The organism is Limnoglobus roseus (assembly GCF_008254045.1).
In the GTDB taxonomy this organism is placed as follows: Bacteria; Planctomycetota; Planctomycetia; order Gemmatales; family Gemmataceae; genus Limnoglobus; species Limnoglobus roseus.
In genome coordinates, this window is sequence record NZ_CP042425.1 from 5,781,911 (window position 1) to 5,794,314 (window position 12,404).

The 12,404-nt window shown below is 64.9% G+C and carries 11 protein-coding genes; 5 read left to right on the forward strand and 6 right to left on the reverse strand.

The genetic code is table 11. From position 1 onward, the window contains the following. Positions 1-8: 8 nt before the first annotated feature. The 6 genes from PX52LOC_RS24380 to PX52LOC_RS24405 form a co-directional block, all read right to left on the reverse strand. A complete protein-coding gene (locus PX52LOC_RS24380; RefSeq protein ID WP_149112526.1) occupies positions 9-1,307 on the reverse strand; it encodes a hypothetical protein in 1,299 nt (432 codons plus the stop codon). Positions 1,308-1,413: 106 nt separating this feature from the next. Beyond that, the gene (locus PX52LOC_RS24385; protein ID WP_149112527.1) at positions 1,414-1,671 is read right to left on the reverse strand and encodes a hypothetical protein; all 258 of its coding nucleotides are present in this window, start codon (positions 1,669-1,671) and stop codon (positions 1,414-1,416) included. 7 nt (positions 1,672-1,678) lie between these two features. Next, positions 1,679-2,527 (reverse strand): ATP-dependent sacrificial sulfur transferase LarE, encoded by an 849-nt coding sequence (gene larE, locus PX52LOC_RS24390; protein WP_149112528.1) that lies wholly within the window; start codon positions 2,525-2,527, stop codon positions 1,679-1,681. A gap of 56 nt (positions 2,528-2,583) precedes the next feature. Further along, a complete protein-coding gene (gene ilvE / locus PX52LOC_RS24395) occupies positions 2,584-3,438 on the reverse strand; it encodes a branched-chain-amino-acid transaminase (protein ID WP_149112529.1) in 855 nt (284 codons plus the stop codon). 42 nt (positions 3,439-3,480) lie between these two features. After that, on the reverse strand, positions 3,481-4,209 hold the full coding sequence (locus PX52LOC_RS24400) for an ABC transporter ATP-binding protein (protein ID WP_149112530.1): 729 nt from the start codon (positions 4,207-4,209) through the stop codon (positions 3,481-3,483). A gap of 38 nt (positions 4,210-4,247) precedes the next feature. Then, positions 4,248-5,864 carry an ABC transporter permease gene (locus PX52LOC_RS24405; RefSeq protein WP_149112531.1) on the reverse strand — a complete coding sequence of 539 codons (1,617 nt, stop codon included), beginning with the start codon at positions 5,862-5,864 and terminating at the stop codon, positions 4,248-4,250. Between the two features lie 186 nt (positions 5,865-6,050). Here PX52LOC_RS24405 and PX52LOC_RS24410 point away from each other — a divergent pair, with 186 nt between their 5' ends. The 5 genes from PX52LOC_RS24410 (at position 6,051) to PX52LOC_RS24430 (ending at position 12,393) form a co-directional block, all read left to right on the forward strand. Beyond that, a complete protein-coding gene (locus PX52LOC_RS24410) occupies positions 6,051-8,588 on the forward strand; it encodes a serine/threonine-protein kinase (RefSeq protein WP_149112532.1) in 2,538 nt (845 codons plus the stop codon). A 222-nt stretch (positions 8,589-8,810) separates the two neighbouring features. Beyond that, positions 8,811-9,311 (forward strand): TIGR03000 domain-containing protein, encoded by a 501-nt coding sequence (locus tag PX52LOC_RS43440; protein ID WP_168219178.1) that lies wholly within the window; start codon positions 8,811-8,813, stop codon positions 9,309-9,311. Between the two features lie 57 nt (positions 9,312-9,368). Then, positions 9,369-10,955: a phytoene desaturase family protein gene (locus PX52LOC_RS24420; RefSeq protein ID WP_149112534.1), complete on the forward strand. Its 1,587-nt coding sequence runs from the start codon at positions 9,369-9,371 to the stop codon at positions 10,953-10,955. After that, the gene (locus PX52LOC_RS24425; RefSeq protein WP_149112535.1) at positions 10,952-11,785 is read left to right on the forward strand and encodes a hypothetical protein; all 834 of its coding nucleotides are present in this window, start codon (positions 10,952-10,954) and stop codon (positions 11,783-11,785) included. The genes PX52LOC_RS24420 and PX52LOC_RS24425 overlap by 4 nt, the downstream gene beginning before the upstream one ends. 8 nt (positions 11,786-11,793) lie before the next feature. Beyond that, a complete protein-coding gene (locus PX52LOC_RS24430; RefSeq protein WP_149112536.1) occupies positions 11,794-12,393 on the forward strand; it encodes a phosphoesterase in 600 nt (199 codons plus the stop codon). The last annotated feature ends 11 nt before the right edge of the window (positions 12,394-12,404 follow it).

Here is a 12,404-nt window from a genome sequence, read left to right on the forward strand (position 1 = left end):
ACCCCGTCTCACCCGTTCGGATCCACGCCCTCAAGGATGGCGTGCCGGACGCCCCCGATCATCCGCCAGTAGAGCACGGCCAAGATGAATCCACCCAAAACTAGTGCCCCCGAAACGCCCACGGTCTGCCACTTCGGGTCGAGAGCCGTCCATTTTGCCCAGACGTTCGCCTCGTACCAACCCTTAAAGTAAATCTGGGTCGCCACGAGGACCAGCACTTTCACGACCATCAGCACCCCGACGAGGATCACGAACCGATTGACCCGCCCGGCCGCCTTGGGACTGTGCAGGGACGCCGCCATCCGACCCAGGGCGGCGACGAACCAGACCTCGGCGAGCAGCCAGAACGCCACGAATGCGACAGCGCCGAAACCCTGAATCTGGCCGGTCGGCTCATCGACCAGCAAGAACAGGTGCTCCGCCCATTCGGTCGCTTTCGCGCTCAGCTTGGCCGACGGGCTCGGCTTGCTCAGGTCGGGAGTGAACTGCGGAATCACCTTGCCATCTTTCATGGCCAAGCCGGTGATGGCCGCGCACGCCAGGAAGCCGCCGAACGCGATGACTGTCGCAAGTGACGAGAAGGCCGCCGGCCCGCGGGCGTGGGATGCGGCCGGTGCCGCCGAGACGCCCATGCGGCCGATGATAAACAACAAGAGGCCCAGAACAAGCGGGCCGACGCTCGCAAAGAGGCGGATTTCTTCCGTCTGAGAATAGCCTTCGATCTTCAAAAAGCCCGGCGATTCGTTCGGCAGGGTGACGTTGAACGTTTGAAGTACGGGGACGACGGCATAGCCGACGACACTCAGCAGCAAGAAGAACACGCCGACGCGGAGCCAGCCGAGGCCGCTACGGACGCGCCGCCATTTGCGGTTCGTGACCGCTTGTTCGTCCTTCGGCCGGCCGGGCTTCGCGAACGGGTCGGCGACCGAATACTTCCGCGGGTCGGGCGGCACGCGGCTGCCGTGGCTCGGCGGGATCGGTTCCGGCGAGGGAAGCGGGGCAGGGCGGGGCGGGGATTCCTTCGCGAGTTCGTAGGTCGGCTTCGCGGCCGCCGGCCCGACGGGCGCGGCCGAGTACTTCTCTTCCGGTCCGCCCGGCAAACTCCCCCACGGGTTGGACGCTGGCGGCGTCGAACGCGGCGGGTTGGTCGCAGGCACCGGCGACCCGAACTGGCTCGGCGGGGGCACGGTCTCGCCACTGATCGTTAGCACGGTCCCGCAGGTCGGGCACCGCCCCCGCTTCCCGGCGGAGTCGTCCGGGGCGTGGAGAATCCCCCCGCACTGAGAACACGTGACCTTGATCGGCATGGGCTGGATACCTCGATCCGGCACGGGCAAAGCCCGCGCACGCTCTGAATCGGAAAGACGGCGGTGTAAGGCAACTTGTACTCACGACCCCGTCCGCCAGCAAGCCCTATCGCGGTTCCGGCCGCTTCCAGTTCGGGTCGTAAGCGAGTGAGAATAACTGCTGAATCCGTTCCGCCCGGTCCTTCGGGAGGACGTGCAGGACGTCGAGGGCCTCGTGGATGCGGGCCATACGGGGGTCTTGCCCCGCGGGCACCCCGCCTTCGCCGCGGTCGATGCGGTCCAGGATGGCGGCCAGGTCGAGCAGGCGACTGCGGGCTTCGAGAAAGTAGCGGTCCAGGGCTTCTGCCGCGGGGAGGGGTTTCATGGTGGTCCTACTTCGGGCGGGCGAACCGCGTTTTGACATCGAGCGAGATCAGGTCGTTCAGACCCCCGGAGCGGAAACCGGCCAGGTCGAGCGTCACGAACCGGAAGCCGAGTTCGCGGAACCGGGCTGTTACCGCGTCACGCATGTCCGGGTCGCCGAAACGGTCGAGGCTTTCGACCGGCACTTCGATGCGGGCGAGATCGCCTTCGTGATACCGCACGCGGCAGGTCCGCAGGCCGAGCGAGTGCAGGACCGCTTCCCCTCGCTCGACGCGCAGCGTCCGTTCCGGCGTGACCGCCAAGCCCGGCACGAGGCGGCTCGACAGGCACGGTGACGCGGGTTTGTCCCACACCGGTAAGTCCCAGAACTTCGCTAACTCGCGGACGTCGGCTTTCGTGAAGCCGGCTTCCTGGAGTGGGTGTTTGACCGCGTGTTCGGCGGCCGCGGTCAGACCAGGGCGGTAGTCGCCGTTGTCGTCGAGGTTGGCCCCGGAGCAAATCACGTTCACGCCGAGTTCCGGCAGGAGCGATTCAATGCGGGTGTAGAGTTCGCTCTTGCAGTGGTAGCACCGCGTGCCGTCGTTGGCGGCGTAAGCCGGGTCGTCGAACTCTGCCGTCCGCACGACGACGTGGCGAATGCCGATCATCGCCGCGAGTCTTTCGGCGTCGGCGAGTTCCGCCCGGGCAACGCTCGGACTGTCGGCAGTAACGGCAACGGCCCGCTCGCCGATCGCGAGGAACGCAGCTTTCGCGACGACGGTGCTATCCACGCCGCCACTGAACGCCACGGCCACAGCCGGGAATCGGCCGAGGCGGTGTAGAAGGTCGTCGCGCTTGACTTCGAGTTCGGGAGACATGGAGTTTACTATAACCGTTCCCGGGATTCCGGGAACGGCTCTGTTGGCGAATGGACCTACCCTCGAATGCTCGCCGTGAACAGTTCGCGCAATTGTTTCGTGATCGGCCCCTGTTTGCCGCTGCCGATCGTGCGGCCGTCGATTTTCGTAACGGCGATCACCTCGGCCGCCGTGCCGGTGAGGAAGACTTCGTCGGCGATGTACACGTCGTGTCGCGTCAGCGTCGCTTCTGTGAACGGGATGTTCGCTTCCTTCGCGAGGTCGATGACGAGGTTGCGCGTGATGCCTTCGAGGATGCCCGCGTCGGTCGGTGGCGTCTTCAGGACGCCGTGCCGGACGATGAAGAGGTTGTCGGCCGTACACTCGGCGACTTCACCCTTGTGGTTGAGCATGATCGCTTCGAGGCAGTTCGCGCGGATCGCCTCCATCTTGGCGAGGATGTTGTTCAGGTAGTTCATCGACTTCACGCGCGGGCTGACCACGTTCGGGTGGTTCCGCATGTACGACGACGTGATGATCTCCAGGCCGTTCTCGTACAGTTCCTTCGGGTAGATGCTGATATCGTCCACGATGACGATGACGTTCGGCTCGCACTTCCGCGGGTCGAGGCCGAGGCTGCCGGCCCCGCGCGAGACGATGAGCCGGATGTACCCGTCCACCTTTTTGTTCGCGGCCACCGTCTCCTCGACGGCCTGCATGACTTGTTCCGGCGTCAACGGGATCGTCAGCGCGATGGCCTTCGCCGATTCGTAGAGGCGGTCGATGTGTTCTTTGTGCTTGAACACCTTGCCGGCGTAGATGCGGATGCCCTCGAACACGCCGTCGCCGTAGAGGAAGCCGTGGTCGTAAACGCTGACCTTCGCCTCGTACTTGTCGAAGAGTTGGCCGTTGATCCAAACGCGCGTGGACATCCGAAACTCCGGGAACGGTGCGAAACGTACCCCGGAATTATATCAGACCGCGGCCGGCATCAACCGGGGGCGAAAAGCCGGACCCTTCTCCTCGACCACGCGGCCGCCGGACAACCGCACCACGCGGTCGGTCGTACCGGCCATTTCCAGGTTGTGCGTGACCATGACGATTGTCACGCCGTCGGTGCGGTTCAGGTCGTGGAGCAGGCCGAGGATTTCGTTCCCCTTTTCGGCGTCGAGGTTCCCGGTCGGTTCATCGGCGAGCAGCACGCGCGGGCGCTGCAAGAGGGCCCGCGCGATGGCCGTCCGCTGCATTTCGCCGCCGGACAGTTCCCGCGGCTTGTGCTTCTTGCGGTGCGACAGGCCGACGCGCTCGATCAACTCGTCCGCTCGCTTCCGCCACTCCTTCCGCGTCTTCCACCAGCCCAAGAGCGAGTTCGAGATGTACGCCGGCATCAGGATGTTGTCGTAGGCCGACAGTTCCGGCAGCAGGTGGTAGAACTGGAAGACGTAGCCGAAGGTGCGATTGCGGATCATGTCCTGGTCGCGCTTCGGCAGGTTGTCCACACGCTTGCCGTCGAGACTGATGACGCCCGAATCGGGTGAGTCGAGCGTGCCGAGCAGGTGGAGCAGGGTGCTCTTACCGGACCCCGACGCGCCGACGATGCTGACGAACTCGCCGTCGCGCACCGTGAACGATACGCCGTTGAGCACCTTCACCACGTCCACGTTGCGGCGGTAGGTCTTCGTCAAATTCTCGGCCGTAAGCATGGTCACTCCCGTTCGCGGACACTGACGCGCGTGTGGTGTTACTCGAACCGCAGGGCTTGGATCGGCCGCAGGCGGGCCGCCCGGTAGGCGGGCAAAAAGCTGGAGAAGACGGCGACCAGCATCGCCCCAGTGTTCACGAGCAGGACCGTCGCTGGCTCGACGTTCGTGGGAATCCTGTCGAAGTAGTAGACCGAGCGGTCGAAGAGTTGCTGCCCGGTGAGCGTGTTGATGAACGCCTCGATCTCGTTGATGTTGTTCGTGATGCCGAGGCCGGCGATCGTGCCGGCCGTGCAGCCGACGACGCCCAGCAGGAAGGCGTACCAGACGAAAATGCCCATCACACCGCGGTTGGACGCGCCGAGCGACTTCAGGATGCCGATGTCGCGGATTTTCTCGGAGACGATCATCGTGAAGATGGCCAGGATGCTGAACCCCGCGACGCCGACGATCATGAACAGCAGCAGGTTCAGGATGGCCCGCTCGATGTCGATGGCGGACAGGAGCGGCCCCTGGTGATCTTCCCACGTCGCGGCCCGCCCTTCGTACCGCCCGAAGAGCTTCTGGATTTCGTTCGCGACGTTCCCCTTCACGAAGGTGTACCCCTTCGGGCAGTCGTCCTTCAGTTTGACCTGCAAGTGGGTGACGCGCTCGTCCATGTGCCGGAGCCGCTGGATGTCCGGCAGGTTCATGTAGATGAACTGGCTGTCGTACTCGCTCATCTCCGACTTGAAGTAATCGACGACGACGTATGTACCCCACACCGGCCGCATCTCGTTGGCCGCGAGGGTGGCGATCATCACCGTGTCGCCGATGCGGAGGGTCGCTTCCTCCACCATTTGCCCCGTCTCGGGGTGCTTGTAGCGGAAGTGCGCGAGCGAATGGCCGACCACGATGCCGATCGGCTTCGGCGGCACGATGGCCGGCAACTCCGGCATCGGAACCGGCGGCAGCGGGATACCATCGGCCTTCAGGTCCGGCCCTTTGCCGAGGAAGTCCGGCTCGTCGCGCACCGGCTGCGGCATCGGCTCGGTCATCAGGGCTTCGAGTTGGACATTCTTTTCGTGCTGGGCCAGGGCTTCCGGTGAGAGGTCGAACGACGGGACGGCGACGTTCTTCTGCCGTTCGAGGTACTGCCCGAAACCGCCGACTTTGACCTGCTTGGCCGGGTCCACGCCCGTCAGCTTGATCGGCTTGACGATGTTCATGCCGCGGAAGCTGAACTGCACGGTGCCGACGACTTCGACCGTCGGGGCGACCGTGTCCACATACTTTCCGGCCGGCGAGTGCTGAATCTTGTCGGCGAGCAGATCAGGGTGCATCTGGAAGCCGGCAAAGTTGTCGGTCTCCACGATCACGTCGGCGAGGACGCCCTTGAGGCGGTCTTTCAGCTTGTTCGAGAACCCACTCATCACGCTGTTGACGACGATCAGAGTAGCCACGCCCAGCATGATGCTCACGATGCAGACGAACGCGAGGTAGCGTGTCCGCAGGTATTTGAGGCAGAGCAGGAACTTATACATGGCCGCGTCCGTGGCGAGCGAGTTTATGGTGTCGGAGAACTTGTAGCAGAACGAAGAAAATGGCGGAAGGCGAAGTTTACGCTCCTCACTCGCCCGCAGGCTTTCACCATCTTCGCTCTCCTTACGGGAGGGCACGCCTCTCACTCGCCAGACGGTATTTCAGACACTGAAACAATCCCGTCGACCGGCCCGCAGTGGAAAATCGGCGCAACCCGCGAGCCGCGCTCTAAGCTTCGGCCGACGAGAGCAACGGAGGCAGTCTTTCGACGGCCGTTGCTGGATTCCCGGGACAGATCCGCGCCCGACGCTGGGGATGCCGACGTGCCGACCGTTTGCCCATTCTGTCAGGCGAATCACCACGAACAACTGTCCACGCACGGGCTGCCGTTCCACCGCTGCCCGGCGTGCAACCGCTTCTTCCCGTCGGCCAGCCGTGCTCAACTTTGGCCGGCCGAATCGCTGGAAGCCGACTCGCGGTTCCAGGCCAACGGTACTTCACAAGTCGCGGTCGCCGATCCGGCCGTGCGAACGCCGATGCCGTTGCCGAGGGCGGCCATTCCCGCCCAGGACACGGCCGACGACTTTTCGCCTTCGCAGACTCCGGGGCCGCGGACTCACCCCATCGTGCCCGGCTACCGAATCGAGCGCATCCTCGGCCGCGGTGGCATGGGCACGGTTTACCTCGCCCGTCAACTCTCGCTCGACCGGCCCGTTGCCCTGAAGGTGATGAGCCGTCGGTGGGCGAACGACCCGATTTTCGTGGCCCGCTTCACGCGGGAGGCCTACGCCGCCGCGCAGTTGAACCACCCGAATCTGGTGCAGGTGTACGACATCGGCGAGGTCGAGAGCACCAAGTTCTTCAGCATGGAGTACGTCGCCGGGCGGTCGATCTGCGACATCCTTCGCAATGACGGGAAGTTCGACCCCGAGACGGCCGTCGGCTACATCCTCCAGGCGGCCCGCGGGCTGAAACTGGCCCACGACCGCGGCATGATCCACCGCGACATCAAGCCGGATAACCTGCTTCTCGACATTCAAGGGCTGGTCAAGGTCGCCGACCTGGGTCTGGTCAAAACGCCGGACATGAGCCACGACGCGGACAAGGTCGATTCGAACGCGAGTTCGCTCAGCGGCCTGTACACGATCCCGGCCGACATGACCGGCACGCGCATGGCCCTCGGCACCCCGGCGTACATGTCGCCGGAACAGTGCCGGGACGCCGCCACCGTGGACCACCGGGCCGACATTTATTCCCTCGGTTGCACGCTGTACGTGATGGTCACGGGCCGCCAGCCGTTCGAGGGAGACACGGCCGTCGAACTGATGACGGCCCACGCTTACAAGCCGCTCGTCCCGCCCGACGAGATTGCCAACCGCGTGCCGAAGGAGTTGTCATCGGTCATCCAAAAGATGATGGCCAAGCACCCCGGCGAGCGGTTCCAGACGATGGGCGAAGTCGTCCGCACGCTGGAACAGTGGCTCGGCATTCACACCACCACGCGGGTGTCGGCCCGCGAGGACGTGATCGCGAAATTCGAAGTCGCGGTCGATCAGTTCCACTACTCCCCCACGAACCTCCGCCGCTCGCGCATCCTGACCGGCTTTCTGGCGTCGTGCCTCGTCTCGGCCCTCGTCCTGACATTCGTCGGCCGCCTCGATTGGGCGTTCGGCCTGGCGGGGATGGTGTTGCAGGCGGCGAGCGTGTACTTCGTGGTGAACGGCGTCGCCCGGCGAACGTACCTCTTCCGCCGCGTCCGCCAACTCGTGCTGGGCTGCTCCGTCGGCGACTGGCTCGTGTTCGGCGGCGGGGTCGTTCTCTGCGTGATCTTCCTCTGGATGCTCAAACTCTTCTGGATTTGGACCGGCTTCGGCCTCATCGGCGTCGCGTTGGCGTTCGCCCTCCGGTACGGCCTCGACCGGGCCGTCGAAGCGGAACGCAACCCGATCCTCGACGAGTGCGAGCTCATCCTGAAGCGGATGCGGTCCGAGGGGTTGAACGAGGATCAACTCCACCTGTTCGTGGCGAAGTACGCCGGCCGCTTCTGGGAGGAACTCTACGAGGAACTCTTCGGGTACGAGTCGAAGTTGACCGCACGCACGCAACTGCTGCGGGGCGAGTGTGCCGGGCAACGCGAACGCTTCGCCGTGTGGCGGGAGCCGATCGTGCAGTTGATCGACTCCGTTGAACAATCACGACAACACGACCGCGAGCGGAACCTGTTCATCCAAATTGAAACGAAGCGACTTCTCGCCACTGGCATGGTCGCCCGCGCGGCCCGCCACCACGCGGAGCAGTCGGCCGACGAGATGCTGCAAAGCGTGAACGCCATCCGCGACGCCGAACTCGCCCGACGGATGAAGGGCATGAGCGGCGACCCGACCGGAACGTCCGGCACCGTCGAAGTGGTCCGCCGGCTAATCCACGGCTCGTCGGCGAACGTGTCGGCCGAGCCGGTCGATTACCTCGGCTGGGCGATCTGGCTCGTGTGCGGGCCGCACGTCCGGGTTGTATTCGGCACGATCTGTCTTGCTGGGTGCGTGACGTGGGCGGTACAGAATCATGTCTTCACGCCCGCAGATGGCGTGGGGGCTATGCCGTTGATGATCGCCGGGGTTCCCCTCGAAGCGACTATCTGGATCGACACGGCCACCGTCGGCTGGGCGGGCATCTTGCTGATCACCTCACTGTTCTACCGTGGGCCGTGGATGTCGGTGCTAGTCCTCCTCGGCGCGGCCGTGACGGTCTTCGCCCACAAGTTGGCCGCGATCCCGAGCGTCGAGCCGATCCAAGATTTCCACGTCGGGGCCATGCTCGGAACGGTTCTCTCCCTGGTGGGGTATCGGTTCGGCCGACGGTAGCGATTCCACCGAAGATTCCGCCTGCGGGATCGGGGGTGAATGCACAATTCGCTCGTCGCCGATTCGGCCATCGGGGATAATCAAAGGGAGTGAAGCTGAACTGCTTCCACTGCCCCCCGAGACTCACCAATGACCCGCAGCCTGATAGCCGTTCCACTCGCCGCGATTCTCCTGTTGTCCTCTCTCCGTGCAACCGCCGCTCCGCAAACGGCAACGGCCTCCGTGACTTTGAAAGTGCCGGTCGGGGCGACCTTGTCGATCAACGGCCACCCGACGGGACAAATGACGGGCACGCGATACTTCGTGACGCCGGAACTCCCGGTCGGGGCAAAGTACCGCTACATCTTTGAGGCGACATTTACGTGGAACGGCGAGGAGATCCACAAGCGAAAGCAGCTCGACCTGACCGTCGGTTCCACCTACACGGTGGACATGATGGTCGCTGACACGTTCAAGAAGCCGGTCGCGGTCGAGGAACCCGAAGTGAAGCCGGTCGTGCCGGCGGTGGAGCGGCCCAAACCCGCCCCGCCGAAGGTCGAACCGCGGCCGACACCGAAGGTCGAGGTGCCGAAGCCCGCCCCGAAGGTCGAACAACCCACGACACCCAAGCCCCAGCCGACGCCCGCACCGACCACGCCGGACAAGCCGAAGCCGAAAGAGCCGATCGCTCAGCCGGAACGGCAGGTCGCCCCCAAGCCGCGAGAAGTGAAAGCCAAGAAGTGACCCAACGACCCACCCGCGAGGGTGGGTTTTTTCGTGCCCCGGCCTATCTCAGTCCTCATGCCATCTCGCTACGACGCAATCATCATCGGGGCCGGCCATAACGGCCTCGTCACCGCCGCCTACCTCGCGAAAGCGGGCCGCCGCGTGCTGGTTCTGGAACGCCGGGAGATTCTCGGCGGGTGCTGCATCACGGAGGAAGTCTGGCCCGGCTACAAGGTGTCGAGCGCGGCCTACGTTAACAGCCTGCTGCGGCCGGAGATCATCCGCGACCTCGAACTGAAGAAGTACGGCTTCGAGATGATCCCGCGGTCGCCGTCGTCGTTCACGCCGTTCCCCGACGGTCGCTATTTGATGATGGGGCCGGACAAGGAAATAACCCACCGCGAGATCGCGAAGTTCTCGCCGCGCGACGCGGAGCAGTACCCGAAGTACGAAGCGATGCTCACCCGTGTCGCCGACTTCCTCGAACCGATGCTGGTGCAGACGCCGCCCGACCCGTTCGCCGGCCTCGGTAACCTCTGGGAACTCGGCAAACTCGGCTACCGTTTCCGCGGCATGGGCCGGAACGCCGCCGCCGAAGCCGTCGAAGTGCTGACTGGGGCGGCCACGCCGATCCTCGACCGCTGGTTCGAGTCGCAACAACTGAAGGCCACGCTCGCGACCGACGCCGTCATCGGGGCGTTCGCCCCGCCATCGCACCCCGGCACCGCCTACGTCCTGTTCCACCACGTTATGGGCGAGTGCGACGGCGTCCGCGGCGTGTGGGGCTACGTCCGCGGCGGCATGGGGACCATCAGCAACAGTATCGCGTCCGCGGCGAAGCGGCACGGCGCGGAGATTCGCCCGAACTCGCCGGTCGCCCGCATTCTCGTGAAGGACGGCCGTGCCACCGGCGTCGCCCTTCAGGACGGCACGGAGTTCCACGCGAGTGCCGTCGCGTCGTGTGCCGACGCCAACGTGACGTTCCTGAAACTGATGGACGCGAAAGACCTTCCCGCCGACTTTGTGGCTTCCGTGAAGACGATCGACTACTCGTCGGCCACGGTGAAGATCAACGTCGCCCTCAGCGAACCGCCGCGGTTCTCCTGCCTGCCGACGGCCGGTGTTGGCCCGCAGCACCACGGTACGATGCACGTCTGCCCGGACTTGGACTACATCGAGCGGGCTTACGACGACGCGAAGTACGGCAAACCCGCGGCGAACCCGATCCTCGAATGCACGATGGCCACCGCCCTCGATGCCACGCTCGCACCGGCGGGCAAGCATATCCTCAGCATGTTCGTGCAGTACGCCCCGTACACGCTCAAAGGCACGACCTGGGACGCGGAGCGGGACAAGTTCGCCGACCGCTGTTTCGACATCCTCAACGAGTACGCCCCGAACTTCAAGCGGAGCGTCATAGACCGTCGTATCTACGCCCCGCCGGACATGGAACGCGAGTGGGGCATCACCGGCGGCAACATCATGCAAGGGGCGATGTCGCTGTCGAACCTGTTTAGCTTCCGGCCGGTCGCGGGCTTCGCGAACTACCGAACGCCGATCGCGGGGCTGTACCTCTGCGGCGCGGCCGCCCACCCCGGTGGCGGCGTGATGGGGGCAGCCGGGTGGAACGCGGCCCGCGAAATGTTGCGAGATGGCCGATGACCGACGCCGATCTCACGATGGAGCAGGCCGTCGTCGTCCGCATGGCGATGTCGCCGAAGATCGTGGCCCGGTCGGCCGAGATCGACTTCGCGGCCGAGGAAGCCATTTTCAGCATCGCCGTGAAGTTCGGCCGCCGACCCGCCGGGGTCGCGTGTCCGGCGGCGGTTTTCGCCTACGGGATCGACCGCAACCGCGTGGCCGTCGTTCAAGTCGCGGATCGCACCGACGGCAGTGACGACCCGCCGCTCGCGTTCCACTTCCTGCTGCTGTCGCGGAAAGTCTACGCCGAACTTGGCGACCCGTTCGCCATCGCCGACCGCTACCCGGCCAACTTCGACGCCCGCGGGTCGCTCGCGCAACTGGCGTGGCCGCCGGAACCGCTGCCGCGGCGGAGTGTCGTCGAGTTGCGAGCGATGCTGAAGGCCGGCGATTCGCAATGGCTGCTCGGGGCCACTCAAGCCCTGCTCGACGGTGCGCACGTCTCGCTGGAGCGTCTTGCCCCGGAACCGGCCCGCGTTCGCGGCCTGTGGCAGATGATCCCCGATCGCATCCGGTGTGACCTGTGGCCGACGACATTCGCCTTCGGCGGCGACTTGAACTTTCACGTCGCCGTCACGCCAACTGCGGTGCCGGGCCACCTGTCGGAAGAACAAACGAAGGACTACCCGGAAGGCCGGTACGAGTCCGCGATTCAGGTTGCCATCGAGACGAGTGATCAGGCCGAACTCGACCGCCTCCTCGCGCGGCGGCCGTCGGCGGAAATGCTACGGCTCGCCGTGGCGATGATCTTGTTCGCCTTCGCCGTCGCCGCCGTCCTCAAGTTTCTGTGAGCCACCGAATGCCAACCGATGAGCGCGTGCTGGTGATCCCGACGGCCCACTTTCAGGCGGTCGGATCGTTTCAGGGCTATCGCCGGGCAGATGAATCGTTTCGGCGAAGCCTGCTCGACCTGCGGGTGTTTTCGTTCCAACCCCGGTCGGTGGTCGAAACGGACCCGGCGTTCAAGCAGCTGATTCCCTACGTGATCCTCCGGTGCGGCGATCAACTCTTCCACTACCGCCGCGGCGCGAGCGGCAACGAGAAGCGGTTGCAAGCCCTCCGCTCCGTCGGCATCGGCGGGCACATCTCGGAAGACGACGCCGCGGGGCCGGCCGACCTATACACGAACGGCATGCGCCGCGAGTTGGCCGAAGAGGTAACCATCGACTGCCACTTCACGGAGCGGCTCCTCGGCTTCATCAACGACGACCGTACCTTCGTCGGCAGCGTTCACCTCGGCGTCGTTCACTTGCTGGAACTGGATGCTGCGGCCGCGAGGTCGAACGAGGACGCACTGACCGAGACCGGGTTCGCATCGGAATCGCAATTGTGGGACGAGCGCGGAGAGTTCGAAACTTGGTCGCAGTTCGCGTTCGAGATGCTGCGGGCCGAAGTGTAAAGAGAACAAGC